Genomic DNA, 16,542 nt, shown 5'->3' with positions numbered 1-16,542 from the left:
CACTGTGACGGATACTGGGCGGCTGCGGAACAGCGGCGGCAGGACAGCGGCGGCAGGACAAGCGAAAGGCACGGCAGACGTGGCTAGGGTTCGGACAGGGGTACGCGTCACGGGCGCGTTGCTCGCGGCGGTACTGGGAGCCTCCCTCGTGGGCTGTAGCAGTACGGGCGGCAAGCGCGCCGAGGATCGGGCGAAGGCCGAGGCCGCGGGCCGGCCCGCGGTGTCCACTCCGCGCTGGACCGTCGCGATGGTCACCCACGCGGGCGATGGCGACACCTTCTGGGACATCGTGCAGAAGGGCGCCAAGGAGGCCGCGGCGAAGGACAACATCAACTTCGTCTACGCCCACGACGACCAGGCCCAGCAGCAGGCACAGTTCGTCCAGAACGCCATCGACCAGAAGGTCGACGGGCTGATCGTCTCGCTCGCCAAGCCCGAGGCCCTCAAGGACGTCCTCGCCAAGGCCGTCAAGGCGGGCATCCCGGTGATCACGGTCAACTCCGGATCCGCCCAGTCCGCCGAGTACGGGGCGCTCACCCACATCGGCCAGGACGAGGAGATCGCCGGCGAGGCGGTCGGCACGGAGCTGACCAAGCGCGGCAGGAAGAAGGCCGTCTGCGTCCTGCACGAGCAGGGCAACGTCGGCCACGAACAGCGCTGCGCCGGAGCGAAGAAGACCTTCGGCGGCACCCTGGAGAACCTGTACGTGGAGGGCACCAACATGCCGTCCGTCCAGGCCGCCCTCCAGGCCAAACTGCAGGCCGACCCCTCCATCGACGCGATCCTCACCCTCGGCGCGCCCTTCGCGCCCACCGCCGTCAAGGCGAAGGACGCGGCGGGCAGCAAGGCCGAGGTCGACACCTTCGACCTGAACGAGTCCGTGGCCCGCGACCTCAAGTCGGGCGCCCTCGGTTTCGCCGTCGACCAGCAGCCGTACCTCCAGGGCTACGAGGCGGTCGACCTGCTGTGGCTCTACCGCTACAACGCCGACGTGCTCGGCGGCGGCCGCCCGGTGCTCACCGGGCCGCAGATCGTCACGGCCGCCGAGGCCGCCAAGCTGGAGGAGTTCATCAAGCGGGGCAGCCGATGAAGCTCCCCGCCCCGGCTCCGGCCCCCGCGCCGGCCGGCCCGGCCGTCGCGGACGAGCGCCTCGCGCCCACCTCGCTGCTGCGCCGCCTGCTCGGCCGCCCCGAGCTGGGCGCGGTCGTCGGAGCGGTCGCCGTCTTCGTCTTCTTCTCCTTCGCCGCGCCCAGCTTCCTCCAGGCCTCCAGCCTCAGCACGATCCTCTACTCGGCCTCCACCATCGGGATCATGGCCGTCCCGGTGGCCCTGCTCATGATCGGCGGCGAGTTCGACCTGTCCGCCGGCGTCATGGTCACCACCTCGGCGCTGATCAGCTCGATGTTCAGCTACCAGATGACCGCCAACGTCTGGGTCGGCGTCCTCGTGTCGCTGCTGGTCACGCTGGCCATCGGGTTCTTCAACGGGTTCATGCTGACCCGCACCAAGCTGCCCAGCTTCATCATCACGCTCGGCACCTTCCTGATGCTGACCGGCCTGAACCTCGGCTTCACCAAGCTGATCAGCGGCTCGGTCTCCACCAAGACCATCGCCGACATGGAGGGCTTCTCCTCCGCGCGGGCCCTGTTCGCCTCGCAGTGGAACATCGGCTCCGTCACCCTCAAGGTGACCATCCTGTGGTGGTTCGCCCTGGTCGCCGTCGCCACCTGGATCCTGCTGCGCACCCGCGCGGGCAACTGGATCTTCGCCGTGGGCGGCGGCGCGGACGCGGCCCGCGCGACCGGCGTCCCGGTCGTGAAGACCCGCATCGGCCTGTACATGGGCGTCGCCCTGTGCGCCTGGATCTCCGGACAGCACATCCTGTTCTCGTTCGACGTCGTCCAGTCCGGCGAGGGCGTCGGCAACGAGTTCCTCTACATCATCGCGGCCGTCATCGGCGGCTGCCTGATGACCGGCGGCTACGGCTCCGCCATCGGCTCGGCCGTGGGCGCCTTCATCTTCGGCATGACCAGCAACGGCATCGTCTACGCCCAGTGGAACCCGGACTGGTTCAAATTCTTCCTCGGCGCGATGCTGCTGCTCGCCACGCTGCTCAACGCCTGGGTCCGCAAGCGGGCGGAGGCCAAGTGAGCGCTCTCGTGAAGCTGACCGGGGTCAGCAAGTACTACGGCAACATCCGCGCCCTCCAGGGCGTCTCCCTGGAGGTCTCGGCGGGCGAGATCACCTGCGTCCTCGGCGACAACGGCGCGGGCAAGTCCACCCTCATCAAGATCATCGCGGGTCTGCACCGGCACGACGCCGGCACCTTCGAGATCGAGGGCGAACAGACCGTGCTCGCCAACCCGAGGGCCGCCCTCGACCACGGCATCGCCACCGTCTACCAGGACCTCGCGGTCGTCCCGCTCATGCCGGTCTGGCGGAACTTCTTCCTCGGCTCCGAGCCCACCAGGGGCCGCGGCCCCCTGCGCCGCCTCGACACCGCGTTCATGCGCGAGACCACCCGTACCGAGCTGCTCCGCATGGGCATCGACCTGCGCGACGTGGACCAGCCCATCGGCACCCTGTCCGGCGGCGAGCGGCAGTGCGTGGCCATCGCCCGCGCCGTCTACTTCGGCGCGAAGGTCCTCGTGCTCGACGAGCCCACCGCCGCCCTCGGCGTCAAGCAGTCCGGCGTGGTCCTCAAGTACGTCGCCGCCGCCCGCGACGCGGGCCTCGGAGTCGTCCTGATCACCCACAACCCGCACCACGCCTACCTGGTCGGGGACCGGTTCGTGCTGCTCAAGCGCGGCACCATGGCCGGCAGCCACACCCGCGAGTCGATCACGCTGGACGAGCTCACGCGGCAGATGGCGGGCGGGTCCGAGCTCGACGAACTGAGCCACGAACTGGAGCGAGTGGCAGAATCAGGCCCTGACAGCGCTTCCGGCCCGACTCCGGGCACCACCGCACCATGAGGGACGACAGGACTCGATGAGCACGTACCGGGACTTCACGCTCGCCCACCGGGGGGCGGCGCGAGGCACCGTCCTGCGGACCATCGGGACCCGGGAGCGCAGGTCGCACCTGACCGCTCCGCGCGTCCCGACCGTCGGCATCGACATCGGCGGCACCAAGGTGATGGCCGGCGTGGTCGACGCCGACGGGGTCATCCTGGAGAAGATCCGGGCCGAGACCCCCGACAAGTCCAAGAGCCCCAAGGTCGTCGAGGACACCATCGTCGAGCTGGTCCTCGACCTCTCCGACCGGCACGACGTGCACGCGGTGGGCATCGGCGCGGCCGGCTGGGTCGACGCCGACCGCTCCCGGGTCCTGTTCGCCCCGCACCTCGCCTGGCGCGACGAACCGCTGCGCGACGCCCTCCAGTCCCGGCTCGCGGTCCCGGTCATGGTCGACAACGACGCCAACACCGCCGCGTGGGCAGAATGGCGCTTCGGCGCCGGACGCGGCGAAGACCACCTGGTCATGATCACGCTGGGCACCGGCATCGGCGGGGCCATCCTCGAAGGCGGCCAGGTCAAGCGCGGCCGCTACGGGGTCGCCGGCGAGTTCGGCCACATGCAGGTGGTCCCCGGCGGACACCGCTGCCCCTGCGGCAACCGGGGCTGCTGGGAGCAGTACAGCTCCGGCAACGCCCTCGTCCGCGAGGCGCGCGAGCTCGCCGCGGCCGACTCCCCGGTCGCGCACAACCTCATCGCCCGGGTCGGCGGCAACGTCCAGGAGATCACCGGGCCGCTCATCACCGAGCTGGCCCGTGAGGGCGACGCCATGTGCGTCGAGCTCCTCCAGGACATCGGCCAGTGGCTCGGCGTCGGCATCGCCAACCTCGCCGCCGCCCTGGACCCGTCCTGCTTCGTCATCGGCGGCGGCGTCAGCGCGGCCGACGACCTGCTGATCGGCCCCGCCCGCGACGCCTTCCGCCGCCACCTCACGGGCCGCGGCTACCGCCCCGAGGCCCGCATCGCCAAGGCGCAGCTCGGACCCGAGGCCGGCATGGTCGGCGCCGCGGACCTCGCCCGGCTCGTCGCCCGGCGCTTCCGCCGTGCCACGCGCCGGCGCGTCGAGCGGTACGAGCGCTACGCGCAGTTCGGCCGGCGCGATGCCACCGGCCCCGAAGACCAGGAAAAGCAGTGACACCGCCCACTCTGCCCCACCAGGCCCCGCCCCCCGACGAGAGCCCCGGCGCGCCGACCCCCGCCGAGGACCGCAAGCACGTGGTCCGGCGCCGCTGGATCACCGCGATCATCATCCTGCTGCTGGTCGGCGTCCCGGCGGGCTACCTCGCCGTCTCCGCGCAGCAGAGCCGCCAGAGCGGCCGCGACAAGGCCTCCAAGGTCGGCGCCGCCAAGGTGCGCACGGCCTGGCCCTCCAAGGTGCAGCGCAGCGTCTACGAGGTCCCGATCCCGATGCTGGCCTCGAGGGTCGGGTACCTGGAGACCAACAACTGGCACACCAGCCGCCTGTACACGCAGTTCGCGGTCACCCCGAAGCAGCTCGACGAGTTCCTCGCCGACGCCGGCACCGACCGCGACGCGCTGACCCCGGGGGTCTCCATCTCCCCGGAGGACGCCCGGGTCGCGGGCTGGAGCTGGAGCCCGAAGCATGACTGGTACGGGGTCACCCTCGACGCCCCGGACCCCCGGCCGACCCGGGACATCACCGTGGACCTCACCAAGCCGACGAATCCCAGGGTGTACGTGGTCTCCACGGCGGTGCCGTAGGCCGCGTAGGGTGCCGACGGGGGCGGAGCCGTAGCGCAGGGGTCGTCGCGCGCGGTCTCCGGCATCGCGAGGACGCCGGTTCGCATCCGGCCGGTTCCGCCGTCCCGTCGTGTCCGGGGGGCGCCGGCGCTAGCCTTGGATCATGAAGCTCACCAAGCGGCTGCACTCCTGCGTCCAGCTGGAGAAGGACGGGCACACGCTCGTCATCGACCCGGGCGCCTTCAGCGAACCGGACGCGGGCCTCGGCGCGGACGTCCTGCTCGTCACCCACGAGCACCCCGACCACTTCGAGGAGGGCCGGCTGCGCGCCGCCCTCGACGCCAACCCCGCGGCCCGGCTGTGGACCCTGCGCAGCGTCGCCGAGAAGCTGGCCCCGTCCTATCCGGGGCGCGTGCACACCGTCGGCCACGGCGACACCTTCAGCGCCGCGGGCTTCGACGTCCAGGTCCACGGCGAGCTGCACGCCGAGATCCACCCGGACATGCCGCGCGTGACGAACGTGGGCTACCTCGTGGAGGGGTCGCTCTTCCACCCCGGGGACGCGCTGACGGTGCCCGACGCCCCCGTCGACACCCTGATGCTCCCGGTCCACGCCCCCTGGAACAAGATCGGCGAGGTCGTCGACTACGTCCGCGCCGTCAAGCCCCGCGTGGCCGTCGACATCCACGACGCCTACCTCGCGGACCTCGCCCGGCCGGTCTACGACTTCACCCTGGAGGCGCTCGCGGGCTCCCCGCACACGCGACTCACCGCCGGGGACACCGTCGACCTGTGACGGTCGGTGCCGGGCGGTAGGTTGGGGCGCATGCGTATCGCCACCTACAACGTCAACTCGATCACCGCCCGGCTTCCGCGCCTGCTGGCCTGGCTGGAGAGCTCCGGCACCGACGTCGTGTGCATCCAGGAGACCAAGTGCTCCGCGGAGCAGTTCCCGCACGCCGAGCTGCGCGAGCTGGGCTACGAGGCGGCCGTCAACGCCACCGGCCGGTGGAACGGCGTGGCCCTGATCTCCAGGGTGGGCCTGGAGGACGTGGTCCTGGGCCTGCCCGAGGGGCCCGACTACGAGGGCGTCCAGGAACCCCGCGCCATCTCCGCCACCTGCGGCGGGGTGCGCGTCTGGTCGGTGTACGTGCCCAACGGGCGCGAGGTCGCGCACGACCACTACGGCTACAAGCTGGACTGGTTCCGCGCCCTGGCCGCGGCCGTCGCCGGGGACGCGGCGGGGGAGCGCCCGTTCGCGGTGCTCGGCGACTTCAACGTGGCCCCGACCGACGAGGACGTCTACGACCCGGCCGTCTTCGAGGGCGCCACCCACGTCACCCCGGCCGAGCGGGCCGCCCTGGAGGCGCTGCGGGCCGTCGGGCTCTCCGACGTCGTCCCGCGCCCCCTCAAGTACGACCGGCCCTACACCTTCTGGGACTACCGGATGCTCGCGTTCCCGAAGAACCGGGGCATGCGCATCGACCTGGTCTACGGGAACGCGGCGTTCACCGAGGCCGTCACCGACTCCTACGTGGACCGCGAGGAGCGCAAGGGCAAGGGCGCCTCCGACCACGCGCCGGTGGTCGTCGACCTGAAGCCGTAGAGAGCTCCTGATCTGTCACAGTGCAGGCGCGCCCTGTCGCCCGCCGGGGATCCTGGTGTCAGGCTGGGGCAATGAACATCCCCTTCCTGGCCAACTGGCGCAGCCGGCACGATACGGAACCGGGTGCGGGAAGACTCGCCGCCGTCCTCGTGGAGGATTCCGAGGGTGTCAACGAGATGTTCGCGGAATGCGAGATGCTGCGCGCCCACGCCCGGTCGGCGGCCCTCGAACTCGACGAGAGCCCGGGCTCGTTGGAGGAGCTCGACCAGCTGATGCCGCGCTGGCGCCGGGATCCGGAGATCACGCCGTGGCTGGGCAACGACGCGGGCTTCTACCTCGGGACCGTGATCATCCGGACCATCCCGGGCGCCGGCTGGCGGGTGTGGCCCAATGGCCAGCCCGTGATCCGGCTGGCGTCCGGCCGCGAGCTGAACGTGGTCGAATCGGGGATCTCCTGGGCGATGACCGGTTCCCCCGAGCTCAGCCAGGCCTACGCGGAAGCCTCGGAAGGCTGACCTCGCGGGGCTTTATGTGTCATTTAGGCGTGTCGAGGGGAAGTGCCCTTCCGCGGCTGGATAGTTTGCGCTGACCTCGACACCGACAAGTGGGCAGGGCAGCGTATGGCCGTCGATCCGTTGATCGAGCTGCGGGACGTCAACAAGCACTTCGGGCAACTGCACGTCCTCCAGGACATCAACCTCACCGTCGGCCGCGGGGAGGTGGTGGTGGTCATCGGCCCCTCCGGCTCCGGGAAATCCACCCTGTGCCGCGCGATCAACCGGCTGGAGACCATCGAGTCGGGCACGATCACGCTCGACGGGAAGCCGCTGCCCGCCGAGGGCAAGGAGCTCGCCGCACTCCGCGCGGACGTGGGCATGGTGTTCCAGTCCTTCAACCTCTTCGCGCACAAGACGGTCCTCGCCAACGTCTCGCTCGCCCAGGTCAAGGTGCGGGGGCGCAAGAAGGACGAGGCCGACAAACGCTCCCGGGAGCTGCTGGAGCGGGTCGGCCTCGCGAACCAGGCCCAGAAGTTCCCGGCCCAGCTCTCCGGAGGCCAGCAGCAGCGCGTGGCCATCGCCCGCGCGCTCGCCATGAGCCCCAAGGCCCTGCTCTTCGACGAGCCCACCTCCGCGCTCGACCCGGAGATGATCAACGAGGTGCTGGAGGTCATGCAGCAGCTCGCCGCCGAGGGCATGACCATGGTCGTGGTGACCCACGAGATGGGCTTCGCCCGCTCCGCCGCCAACCGCGTCGTGTTCATGGCCGACGGAAGGATCGTCGAGGACCGGGCCCCGGAGGCCTTCTTCACCGCCCCCGAGAGCGACCGGGCCAAGGACTTCCTCTCCAAGATCCTCAAGCACTGAGGGGCGGCCCGATGAGACATCCGCGCGCCTCGTCCCTGACCACCTGGGCGCTGGCCCTCGCGCTCCTGGGAGCGGTCGCCGGCTGCGGCAAGTCCGGCAGCCCGCCGGTCAAGGGACCACAGCCCGAGGACCTGCCGGCGTACCGGGTCGCGACCGGCTTCCAGCTGCCGGACTCCCCGACCTGGGAGAAGGCCAAGCGGCGCGGCCACCTCGTCGTCGGCGCCAAGGAGGACCAGCCGTACATGGGGGAGAAGGACCCCGCGAGCGGCCGCTACTCCGGCTTCGACATCGAGATCGCCAAGATGATGGCCGCCTCGCTCGGCTTCGACCCCAAGACCATCGAGTTCAAGACGATCTCCTCCGCCAACCGCGAGACGGCCCTGCAGAACGGCCAGATCGACTACTACGTCGGCACCTACACGATCAACGCCAACCGCAAGAAGCAGGTCGGCTTCGCCGGCCCCTACTACCGCGCCGGCCAGTCCCTGCTCGTGCGCAAGGACGAGACCCGGATCAAGGGCCCCGAGGACCTCGCCGGCAAGAAGGTCTGCTCGGCCGCCGGCTCCACCCCGTACCAGCGGCTCCAGAAGGAGTTCCCCCGCGCCGTGCTCGTCGCCTACGACACGTACTCGGTCTGCGTGGACAACCTGCTCACCTACCAGGTCGACGCCGTCTCCACCGATGACTCCATCCTGCTCGGCTACGCGGCCAAGGTCCCCGAGGAGCTCAAGGTGGTGGGCAAGCCCTTCTCGGAGGAGCCCTACGGCATCGGGGTCCCGCGCTCCGACAACGCCCTGCGCTTCGCCCTCGACGACGCCCTCGCCGCCAACGAGAAGGACGGCAACTGGAAGAAGGCCTACGAGGCCACCCTCGGGCTGTCCGGCGCGCCCGCCCCGAAACCGCCCGCCATCGACCGCTACCCGGCGAGCTGACGGGAGAGCACACCGCCATGGACGTACTCGTCGACAACTTCTCGATCTACTGGCAGGGGTTCCTCGGAACCGTGGAGCTCACGGTCTACGCCTCGCTCCTCGCCCTGGTCCTCGGCTTCCTGATGGCCGCCTTCCGCGTCGCCCCCGTCGGCTCCTTCCGGGTCTTCGGAACCGTCTGGGTGACCATCCTGCGCAACACCCCGCTCACCCTGCTCTTCTTCGCCGTCCTGCTGGGCCTGCCGCGCTTCGGCATCGTCCTGCCCTTCCAGGTCTTCGCCGTCCTCGCGCTGGGCTGCTACACCTCCGCCTTCATCTGCGAGGTCCTGCGCTCCGGCATCAACACCGTCCCCAAGGGCCAGGGCGAGGCGGCCCGCAGCCTCGGGATGTCCTTCGGGCAGACCCTGGGCACCGTCGTGCTCCCGCAGGCCTTCCGGTCCGTCATCCCGCCCATCGGCTCCACGCTGATCGCGCTCGCCAAGAACTCCGCGATCGCCGGGGCCTTCAGCGTCACCGAGCTCCTGGGCACGTACAAGACCCTCAACGAGCTCGGCTACAACATCATCTGGACCTTCGTCTGGATCGCGGTCGGCTATCTGATCATCACCCTGTCCATCAGCGCGCTCTTCCACGTGCTGGAGAAGCGCCTGGGAGTCGCCCGATGACCGCGCACGCGCTCCACGGAGACCTGGAGTCCACCGCCCTCTACGACCTGCCCGGACCGCGGGCCCGGCGCCGCCACCTGCTCTACGGGGCCGTCTCGACGGTGGTCATCCTCGGGCTGCTCGGATGGCTGCTCTACCTGCTCTTCGACACCCACCAGTTCACCGCCGCCAAGTGGAGCCCGTTCACCTACGAGGGCATCCAGAAACTGCTGCTCAGGGGGCTGGGGAACACCCTCAAGGCCTTCGCCTACGCCTCGGTGCTCTCGCTCGTGCTCGGCGCGGTGCTCGCCACCGGCCGGCTCTCGCGGCACCGGCCGGCGCGCTGGCTGTGCACCCTGTGCGTGGAGTTCTTCCGCGCCATGCCCGTGCTGGTGATGATCTTCTTCATCTTCGTCGCGCTCAAGGTCCAGCCGCTGCCCGCGCTGGTCGCCGGACTGACCCTCTACAACGGCTCGGTGCTCGCCGAGGTCTTCCGGACCGGCGTCAACGCGGTGGAGAGGGGCCAGCGCGAGGCCGCGTACGCGCTGGGCATGCGCAAGACCCAGGTGATGTCCTACGTCCTGGCCCCGCAGGCGGTGCGGGCGATGCTGCCCGCGATCATCAGCCAGCTGGTGGTCGCCCTGAAGGACACCTCGCTCGGCTACCTGATCACCTACGAGGAGTTCCTGCACGCGGGCAAGCTGATCGCCTCCAACCTCGACTACGACCTGCCGTTCATCCCCGTGGTGATGATCATTTCGCCGATCTACATCGGGATGTGCATGCTGCTGTCCTGGTTCGCCACCTGGGTCGCCCGGCGCGAGCGGCGCAGCCCCAAGACCGACGCCGTGCGGATCCCCCCGGCCGAGCCGGGATCGGTGCTGGACGGCCGGGTCTGATCCCCAGGGCGAGAGCCCCCGAGAGTCACACCCGGCCCGGCAGCAGCCGTGGATCACTGCTCGCGCAGCGGTACCGAGACGTAACTGGGATCGGTGCGGGGCGAGGAGAAGGTCAGCTGCGCGCCGGTCGGGTTGTGCTCGATGTACAGCGGGTCGACGGAGTCGACGACCACCGCGAGGCGGTGGCCGGCCGGGACGTCGTAGGCGGTGGAGAAGAGGTCGAGGTCCACGCCGAACGACTGGCCCGCGGACCTGCCGTGGAAGGTGTACGGGGCATTGCTGATCAGCTTGCCGATGCCGAGCGGGCCGACGTCGTAGAGGTACGCGACGAAGGTGCCGTCCGACTTCGTGGGCGTGAGCGTGGTGTGCATCCTGACCGTGCCGCGCACCCGCCGCTCCTCGTCGTAGCGCGGTGACTGCCAGACGGCGGCGAAGGCGCGGGGGAGCAGCGGGATCGAGGCGATCGGGGGCGCCTGGGCGAACTGGTCCAGGACGCTGGACAGCAGGACGATCCCGCCGTCGGCGCCGGAGTCGACGCCCGTGAAGAGGTGCTCGCTGTCGGCGAGCATCAGCTTCTCGGTGCCCCCGGAGCCGACCGACTTCCAGTCGGGGTAGCCCTCGTAGCCGCTGTTGCTGCGGGACTTGATCTGGACCGGGGCCTCGGTGTCCACGCCGTTGCGCTCGCCCTTGAGGTAGCGGTCGAACCACCGGTGGGCGTTGGTCCAGGTGTCGTTGGGCAGGCCGAGGAGGCCCGTGCCCTCGGCGGTGGCGTGGTCGCCGGGGCGGAACTCCAGGCGCTTGGGGCCGGTCAGCTTCTCGAAGAAGGCGGCGTACTGGTTGGGCGGGAAGACGGTGTCGCCCCAGGCGTTGCCGAGCATGATCGCGGCGCCGTTCGCGTTGATCCGGTCGAGCTGCTCGGCGGCGGAGCGCTTCTTGCCCCACTCGATCATCTGCGGTTCCTTGTCGAGCTTCGAGCCGAGGAAGTCGCCGAGGATCTGCTGGAGTTCGGGGCCGGGGCGGCCGGTGAGGTAACCGGCGGCGCCGAGCAGTCCGGCCGCCTGGAGGTGCTGGGTGCGGCCGGAGTAGATGGACTCGATGAGGTCGGCCCAGCCGCTGAGCGCGACCACCGCCTTGACGCGCGGATCGCGCGCGGAGGCGAGCAGGCTGATGCCGGCGCCGTAGGAGACCCCGCCCAGGCCGATGTGCTCCGCGTCCGCGGGGGTGGTCGCGAGCGCCCAGTCGATGACGGCGGAGACGTCGGCGGTGTCGGCCGGGCCGGCGGTCTCGATCTCGCCGCCCGAGAGCCAGAAGCCGCGGGAGGTGTAACTGACCACCACGTAGCCGGAGTCGGCGAGCTTCTTGGCCTGGGCGATGTATTCGATCTGCGGCAGGCCCCAGCTGGTGGGGAGCACGATCAGCGGATACTTCGCGCCGCCCTTGGCGCCCGCCGGTGTGAAGACGTTGCCCTTGAGGGTGATGCCGCCGGAGCCGGGGATGTCGTAGAAGCGCAGCTCCGAGGAGGCGCCGGAGACGGTGGCGGACGGGGCGGTCGACGGGGCGTTGGACGGGGTGGCGGGCGCCGCCTGGGCCTGATGGGGGGACAGGCCCAGGGCGGCTGCCGCCAGTACGGCTGCCATGGCAGCCGCGGTGCTGGTGGTGCGGATGGTGCGGACCATCTCTCGCTCCTCGCGTGCGCCGGGTGTCGTGAAAGTGACCCGACGGTAACGGGAGGGGCTTACCGGAAGTAACCCATGGGTAAGTTACGCCGTGGTAACGATTGAATTTTGTTCAGTCCGGCCGGTCCGGTCGGACCTGCCGGTCAGCCGCCCTGCGGGGCTCCGGTCAGCGCGCTCATGGTCTGCCACTTCTCCCATGACAGGTTCCACTCGCCGTAGCCGTTGCCGACGTCCGCGGTGCCCTTCGAGCCGTCACCGGTCACCTCGAAGGGGTCGCCGACCTGGGACTGCGCGAAGAACTGCGCGGCGTTGGCGTCACTCATGCCCACGCAGCCGGAACTGACGTTGGCGCGGCCGAAGTTGGCGTTGTTCCACGGGGCGGCGTGCACGTACATGCCCGACCAGGTCAGCCGGATCGAGGAGTCGACGTCCTTGTCGTAGGCGTCGCCGAGGCCCACGGTCTCGGAGTTCATCCGGATCGTGCCCTCCTTCAGCATCAGCACCATCTTCCCGCTCCAGGAGGCCTTCTTGCCGCCCGGGGTGCCGGCCGACACGGGGACGGTGCCGACGACCTGGCCGTCCTCGGAGACCGACATCTTCTTCGTGTCGAGGTCCACGTGCGTCCGGCGGTCCTTGCCGATCTTGAACTCGGTGTTGTAGTCCTTGACGAACATCCCGCCGCCGGGGCCGGAGTCGACGCCGTTGAGGTCCATCTGGACCTTCACGTCGGTGCCGGACTTCCAGTACTCCTTGGGCCGCCAGTCCACCCGGTCCTTGCCCGAGTAGTCCTTGATCCAGCCCCAGGAACCCTCGGTGTTGTCCGAGGTGGTGACCTTCAGCTGCCTCTCGACCTCGGCCTTGTTCTTCACGGGGTTGTCGAAGACGATCGAGACCGGCAGGCCCACGCCCACGGTGCTGCCCTTGGAGACGTTGATCACGACCTTGTTCACCTTGTCGGCGGCCGTGGTCTTGAACGTGGTCGTCGCGCTCTGGCTCTCGGTGTTCTGCGCCTCGACCTTGTACTCGGCGCCCGCGGAGGCGTTGCGCTCCGACTTCCAGGTCTTGCCGTCGGCGGATATCTGCCCGGCCAGCTCCCCGCCCTTGGCGTCCGTCACCTTCACCGAGGCGAGCTTGCCGTCCGCGATCGTCACGCTCACCGGCTCGCCGGCCTTGACCTGGTCGCCGGTGAGGTTCACCGAGACCGCCATGTCCGGCTTCCGTTTGCCGTCCGACGTGGCCGCGGCGCCCGCGCCGCCGCCGTCGCCGCCGCCGCAGGCGGTCAGCGCGGCGGCCAGCAAGGCGACGCCCGCCAGCGCGGCATGGCGACTGCGTACCCGAAACACCCGGCGTGTGCGGCTCAACGAAACCCCTCCGAAGTAATGATCGTCGCAAAAGGAGATGCGGACGGCACGACTCTAGGTTGCCCGGGATGCGAAAAAGATCAGGAATCCGGGTTGTGACGTTCACCGCAGCAGGATGGTCATCGTGTGGTCACAATCACCGCGCCATCCCGTCATGGACACCTGTGAGAGTCCTGTGCATAGCCCGATGTGGACGTACAGGAAGGCCGGTCAGCCGTGTGCGCACTGCTCGTGAACCCCGCTCGACTGCAGCTCCAGCGGCAGCCCCAACGCCAGGACCAGGGGCAGGACCAGGGGCAGGGACAGCGGCAGGACTGGCGGCAGGACCAGGTGGGGAACCAGGTGCGGGACCGGGGCCGGGAGCGGACTGAGGGCCGGCCCGCGGGCCTGCGCGAGAACCGGGCGCTCACCGTGCGCTCCCTGTCCGTCCAGGAATATCGGGGATTCCTTTCCCGGCACGGCCGGGCGAGCTTTCTGCAGTACCCGTCCTGGGCCCTGGTAAAGGACCTTTGGCACTCGGAAAGAGTCGGATGGCACTACCCCGGCGGGGAAATCGAGGGTGCCGGTCTCGTTCTCTACCGCCAATTCCCGGGAACCCGTAAATACTTCGCGTACCTTCCCGAGGGCCCCGTCGCGGACTGGGCGGACCCGGACGTGGACCGCTGGCTCACCCCGCTCAAGGCCCACCTGAGGGAGTCCGGGGCCTTCGCGGTCCGCATCGGACCCACCCCCGCCTACCGGCGCTGGGACGCCGCCACCGTCAAGGCCCACGCGGGCCCCGGCCGGCAGATGTCCGACGTGCTCGCCACCGAGGTCGACCCCGTCGGCGCCGCGCTCGCCGACCGGCTGCGCACCCGCGGCTGGAAGCGCTGCGGAGGCGAGGACGACGGCGACGCCCAGCCGCGCCACGTCTTCCGCGTCCCGCTGGCCGGACGCTCCGTCGACGACCTGTGGGCGGGCCTGAACCAGGAGTGGCGGCGCAACGTGCGCAAGGCCGGCAAGGCCGGGGTCGAGACGGTCGTCGGCACCGCCGCGGACCTGCCCGAGTTCTACCGGCTGCTGCGCGTCACCGAGGAACGCGACGGCTTCGCCCTCGGCCGCTCGCTCGCGTACTACCAGCGGCAGTACGAGGCCCTGAACGCCGAGGAGCCGGGTCGCATGCGGCTCTACCTGGGCGTCCACCAGGGCGAGATCCTCGCCGCGCACACCATGATCGTGGCCGGCGGCCGGGTCTGGTACCAGACCGGCGCCTCCGCCGACCACCGCCGCGAGGTCCGCCCCAGCAACGCCCTGCAGTGGCGCATGATGTGTGACGCACAGGCGCTGGGAGCGGACGCGTACGACATGCGCGGGGTACCCTCCACCCTCGACCCCGACGACCGCTCCTTCGGACTGCTGCGCTGGAAACTCGGCACCGGCGGACAGGTCGTCGAAACCCTCGGTGAGTGGGAGATCTCGATGGACGGACGCGTCAACGCGGCCCTCTACAGGGCGTTCCAGGCGTACATGGCCCGCCGGTGACCGTCGCCGCCACCCGCGCGTCCGGCACCGGCCCGGACGCGGGGACGGACACCGTGTCCGGCACCGCCGACACCGCGACCGCCGACGCCGGTCACGCGGCACCGGAGAAGACCTCGGTGCTGCGCAGCGGCGCGCTCATGGCGGCCGGCTCGATCGTCTCCCGCGCCACCGGCTTCGTCCGCTCCGCCGTGATCGTCGCCGCCCTCGGCACCGAACTGCTCGGCGACGGCTACGCGGTCGCCAACACCGTCCCGAACATCCTGTACATCCTGCTCATCGGCGGCGCCCTCAACGCGGTCTTCGTCCCCGAGCTGGTCCGCGCCGCCAAGGAGCACGAGGACGGCGGCGCCGCGTACACGGACCGGCTGCTCACCGTCTGCACGGCCGCGCTGCTCGTCCTCACCGCCGCCGCCGTGCTGGCGGCCCCGCTGATCGTCTCGGTGTACACCGGATACAGCGGCGGCCAGGAGTCCACCACCGTCGCCCTGGCCCGGTACTGCCTCCCGCAGATCCTCTTCTACGGGCTGTTCACCCTGCTCGGACAGGTACTGGGAGCCCGCGGCCGGTTCGGCGCGATGATGTGGACCCCGGTCCTCAACAACCTCGTCGTCATCGCCGTCTTCGGACTCTTCCTGTACGTCTCCCACGGCACTCAGGGGAGCGCCGACGGCCTGAGCGCGGCCGAGACCCGGCTGCTGGGCATCGGCACCACCGCGGGCATCGTCATCCAGGCCCTCGGCCTGGTCCCCTCGCTGCGCGCCGCCCGCTTCCGCTGGCGCCCCCGCTTCGACTGGCGCGGCAGCGGCCTCGCCCGCCCCCTGCGCAACGCGGGCTGGCTCGTCATGCTCGTCCTGACCAACCAGCTCGCCTACTGGGTCGTGACCCGGCTCTCCACCACCACCGGCCGCCACGCCGTCGAAGCGGGCCTCGCCGGCGGCGCGGGCTACACCGCCTACAGCAACGCCTACCTGCTGTGGATGGTGCCGCAGGGCATCATCACCGTGTCCCTCGTCACCGCCCTGATGCCCCGGATGAGCGCCGCCGCCACCGACGGAGACCTCGCCGGGGTGCGCCGGGACGTCTCCTACGCGCTGCGCTCCAGCGCCGCCCTCGTCGTCCCGGCCGCCGCGGTCTTCGCGGCCCTCGCGCCCTGGGTGATCGGCAGCGTCTTCGAGTACGGGCGCACGGGCGCGGCCGACGTCGCCGTCATGGCCGGCATGCTCGCGGCCTTCGCGCCCGGCCTGATCGCCTACTCCGCGCAGTACGTGCTCTCCCGCGGCTTCTACGCCCTGTCCGACACCCGGACCCCCTTCTTCCTCAACCTCGTCATCGCGGCCCTCAACGCCGGGCTCTCCGCCGCCGCGTACCTCCTGCTGCCGCCGCGCTGGGCCGTCACGGGCATGGCCGTGGCCTGCTCGATCGCCTTCACCGTGGGCGCCGCCGGCACCGCGTACGTCCTCGCCCGCCGGCTCGGCCCCCGCGCGGGCACCCGTACCGAACGCCGGAACACCGCCGTACGCACCCACCTGCGCCTGCTGACCGCCTGCGCCCCCGCGGCGGCCGCCGGGTACGGCGCCGCGCGCGCGGCCGACCGCTTCGGGAACTTCGCCGCGGTCGCGGCGGGAACCGCTGCGGTCGTTCTCGTCGTCGTCGTCCTCGCGAGGCCGCTGCGGCTGACGGAGATCACCGATCTGCTCGGCTCCGCGCGCCGCAAGCTCAGCCGCGGCCGCTAGGCCGTGTTTTAGATCGGGGTTCCGGTCCACGCCTTGCGCTGTGATGATCATGGTGTGGGGCGTGGGGATCTTTCTGATGAGCAGTGGTCGG

The 16,542-nt window shown here is 70.6% G+C and carries 17 protein-coding genes and 1 tRNA gene; 15 read left to right on the top strand and 3 right to left on the bottom strand.

The genetic code is table 11. From position 1 onward, the window contains the following. The first annotated feature begins 79 nt into the window (after window positions 1-79). The 13 genes from ACWF9Z_RS28105 to ACWF9Z_RS28045 all read left to right on the top strand — a co-directional run bounded on the left by ACWF9Z_RS28105 (window position 80) and on the right by ACWF9Z_RS28045 (window position 10,160). Window positions 80-1,090, top strand: coding sequence for a sugar ABC transporter substrate-binding protein (locus tag ACWF9Z_RS28105; protein ID WP_453606354.1), 1,011 nt, complete (start codon window positions 80-82; stop codon window positions 1,088-1,090). Further along, window positions 1,087-2,151, top strand: coding sequence for an ABC transporter permease (locus tag ACWF9Z_RS28100; RefSeq protein ID WP_453606352.1), 1,065 nt, complete (start codon window positions 1,087-1,089; stop codon window positions 2,149-2,151). The genes ACWF9Z_RS28105 and ACWF9Z_RS28100 overlap by 4 nt, the downstream gene beginning before the upstream one ends. After that, on the top strand, window positions 2,121-2,975 hold the full coding sequence (locus tag ACWF9Z_RS28095) for an ATP-binding cassette domain-containing protein (protein WP_453606431.1): 855 nt from the start codon (window positions 2,121-2,123) through the stop codon (window positions 2,973-2,975). The genes ACWF9Z_RS28100 and ACWF9Z_RS28095 overlap by 31 nt, the downstream gene beginning before the upstream one ends. Window positions 2,976-2,991: 16 nt before the next feature. Then, window positions 2,992-4,152: an ROK family glucokinase gene (locus ACWF9Z_RS28090; RefSeq protein ID WP_453606350.1), complete on the top strand. Its 1,161-nt coding sequence runs from the start codon at window positions 2,992-2,994 to the stop codon at window positions 4,150-4,152. Then, window positions 4,149-4,739 (top strand): hypothetical protein, encoded by a 591-nt coding sequence (locus ACWF9Z_RS28085; RefSeq protein ID WP_453606349.1) that lies wholly within the window; start codon window positions 4,149-4,151, stop codon window positions 4,737-4,739. The genes ACWF9Z_RS28090 and ACWF9Z_RS28085 overlap by 4 nt, the downstream gene beginning before the upstream one ends. Window positions 4,740-4,763: 24 nt before the next feature. Continuing rightward, window positions 4,764-4,838 (top strand) — tRNA-Arg (locus tag ACWF9Z_RS28080). Window positions 4,839-4,881: 43 nt separating this feature from the next. Further along, window positions 4,882-5,514, top strand: coding sequence for an MBL fold metallo-hydrolase (locus tag ACWF9Z_RS28075; protein ID WP_453606347.1), 633 nt, complete (start codon window positions 4,882-4,884; stop codon window positions 5,512-5,514). 30 nt (window positions 5,515-5,544) lie between these two features. Further along, window positions 5,545-6,324 (top strand): exodeoxyribonuclease III, encoded by a 780-nt coding sequence (locus tag ACWF9Z_RS28070; protein WP_453606345.1) that lies wholly within the window; start codon window positions 5,545-5,547, stop codon window positions 6,322-6,324. 71 nt (window positions 6,325-6,395) lie between these two features. Continuing rightward, on the top strand, window positions 6,396-6,839 hold the full coding sequence (locus ACWF9Z_RS28065) for a DUF6278 family protein (RefSeq protein ID WP_453606343.1): 444 nt from the start codon (window positions 6,396-6,398) through the stop codon (window positions 6,837-6,839). Between the two features lie 105 nt (window positions 6,840-6,944). Beyond that, window positions 6,945-7,688 carry an amino acid ABC transporter ATP-binding protein gene (locus ACWF9Z_RS28060; RefSeq protein WP_453606342.1) on the top strand — a complete coding sequence of 248 codons (744 nt, stop codon included), beginning with the start codon at window positions 6,945-6,947 and terminating at the stop codon, window positions 7,686-7,688. An 11-nt stretch (window positions 7,689-7,699) separates the two neighbouring features. Continuing rightward, complete coding sequence (locus ACWF9Z_RS28055) at window positions 7,700-8,620, top strand: glutamate ABC transporter substrate-binding protein (protein WP_453606341.1); 921 nt, start codon at window positions 7,700-7,702, stop codon at window positions 8,618-8,620. Window positions 8,621-8,637: 17 nt separating this feature from the next. After that, on the top strand, window positions 8,638-9,282 hold the full coding sequence (locus tag ACWF9Z_RS28050) for an amino acid ABC transporter permease (RefSeq protein ID WP_453606339.1): 645 nt from the start codon (window positions 8,638-8,640) through the stop codon (window positions 9,280-9,282). Beyond that, window positions 9,279-10,160: an amino acid ABC transporter permease gene (locus ACWF9Z_RS28045; protein WP_453606338.1), complete on the top strand. Its 882-nt coding sequence runs from the start codon at window positions 9,279-9,281 to the stop codon at window positions 10,158-10,160. The genes ACWF9Z_RS28050 and ACWF9Z_RS28045 overlap by 4 nt, the downstream gene beginning before the upstream one ends. 53 nt (window positions 10,161-10,213) lie before the next feature. On the opposite strand, the gene ACWF9Z_RS28040 is transcribed toward ACWF9Z_RS28045, so the two are convergent. The 3 genes from ACWF9Z_RS28040 to ACWF9Z_RS28030 all read right to left on the bottom strand — a co-directional run bounded on the left by ACWF9Z_RS28040 (window position 10,214) and on the right by ACWF9Z_RS28030 (window position 13,656). After that, window positions 10,214-11,836, bottom strand: coding sequence for a CocE/NonD family hydrolase (locus ACWF9Z_RS28040; protein WP_453606336.1), 1,623 nt, complete (start codon window positions 11,834-11,836; stop codon window positions 10,214-10,216). A 143-nt stretch (window positions 11,837-11,979) separates the two neighbouring features. Further along, on the bottom strand, window positions 11,980-13,197 hold the full coding sequence (locus ACWF9Z_RS28035) for an Ig-like domain-containing protein (RefSeq protein WP_453606335.1): 1,218 nt from the start codon (window positions 13,195-13,197) through the stop codon (window positions 11,980-11,982). Window positions 13,198-13,407: 210 nt separating this feature from the next. Next, window positions 13,408-13,656: a hypothetical protein gene (locus tag ACWF9Z_RS28030; protein ID WP_453606445.1), complete on the bottom strand. Its 249-nt coding sequence runs from the start codon at window positions 13,654-13,656 to the stop codon at window positions 13,408-13,410. Here ACWF9Z_RS28030 and ACWF9Z_RS28025 point away from each other — a divergent pair. After that, on the top strand, window positions 13,609-14,718 hold the full coding sequence (locus tag ACWF9Z_RS28025) for a lipid II:glycine glycyltransferase FemX (RefSeq protein WP_453606429.1): 1,110 nt from the start codon (window positions 13,609-13,611) through the stop codon (window positions 14,716-14,718). The genes ACWF9Z_RS28030 and ACWF9Z_RS28025 overlap by 48 nt on opposite strands. A gap of 53 nt (window positions 14,719-14,771) precedes the next feature. Further along, window positions 14,772-16,451, top strand: a complete 1,680-nt coding sequence (gene murJ / locus ACWF9Z_RS28020; protein ID WP_453606427.1) for a murein biosynthesis integral membrane protein MurJ — start codon at window positions 14,772-14,774, stop codon at window positions 16,449-16,451. Window positions 16,452-16,542: the final 91 nt, after the last annotated feature.

This window comes from Streptomyces sp. NPDC054961 (assembly GCF_053609145.1).
Note: the sequence above shows the minus strand (reverse complement) of the source record. Positions and strands in the feature narration are given on the sequence as shown.

Bases quoted from the DNA above. Each gene is read 5' to 3' on its own strand.
- ACWF9Z_RS28065 (WP_453606343.1), top strand. From the start codon at position 6,396: ATGAACATCCCCTTCCTGGCCAACTGGCGCAGCCGGCACGATACGGAA.
- ACWF9Z_RS28070 (WP_453606345.1), top strand. From the start codon at position 5,545: ATGCGTATCGCCACCTACAACGTCAACTCGATCACCGCCCGGCTTCCG.
- ACWF9Z_RS28060 (WP_453606342.1), top strand. From the start codon at position 6,945: ATGGCCGTCGATCCGTTGATCGAGCTGCGGGACGTCAACAAGCACTTC.
- ACWF9Z_RS28045 (WP_453606338.1), top strand. From the start codon at position 9,279: ATGACCGCGCACGCGCTCCACGGAGACCTGGAGTCCACCGCCCTCTAC.
- ACWF9Z_RS28100 (WP_453606352.1), top strand. From the start codon at position 1,087: ATGAAGCTCCCCGCCCCGGCTCCGGCCCCCGCGCCGGCCGGCCCGGCC.
- ACWF9Z_RS28040 (WP_453606336.1), bottom strand. From the start codon at position 11,836: ATGGTCCGCACCATCCGCACCACCAGCACCGCGGCTGCCATGGCAGCC.
- ACWF9Z_RS28055 (WP_453606341.1), top strand. From the start codon at position 7,700: ATGAGACATCCGCGCGCCTCGTCCCTGACCACCTGGGCGCTGGCCCTC.
- ACWF9Z_RS28050 (WP_453606339.1), top strand. From the start codon at position 8,638: ATGGACGTACTCGTCGACAACTTCTCGATCTACTGGCAGGGGTTCCTC.
- ACWF9Z_RS28090 (WP_453606350.1), top strand. From the start codon at position 2,992: ATGAGCACGTACCGGGACTTCACGCTCGCCCACCGGGGGGCGGCGCGA.
- ACWF9Z_RS28075 (WP_453606347.1), top strand. From the start codon at position 4,882: ATGAAGCTCACCAAGCGGCTGCACTCCTGCGTCCAGCTGGAGAAGGAC.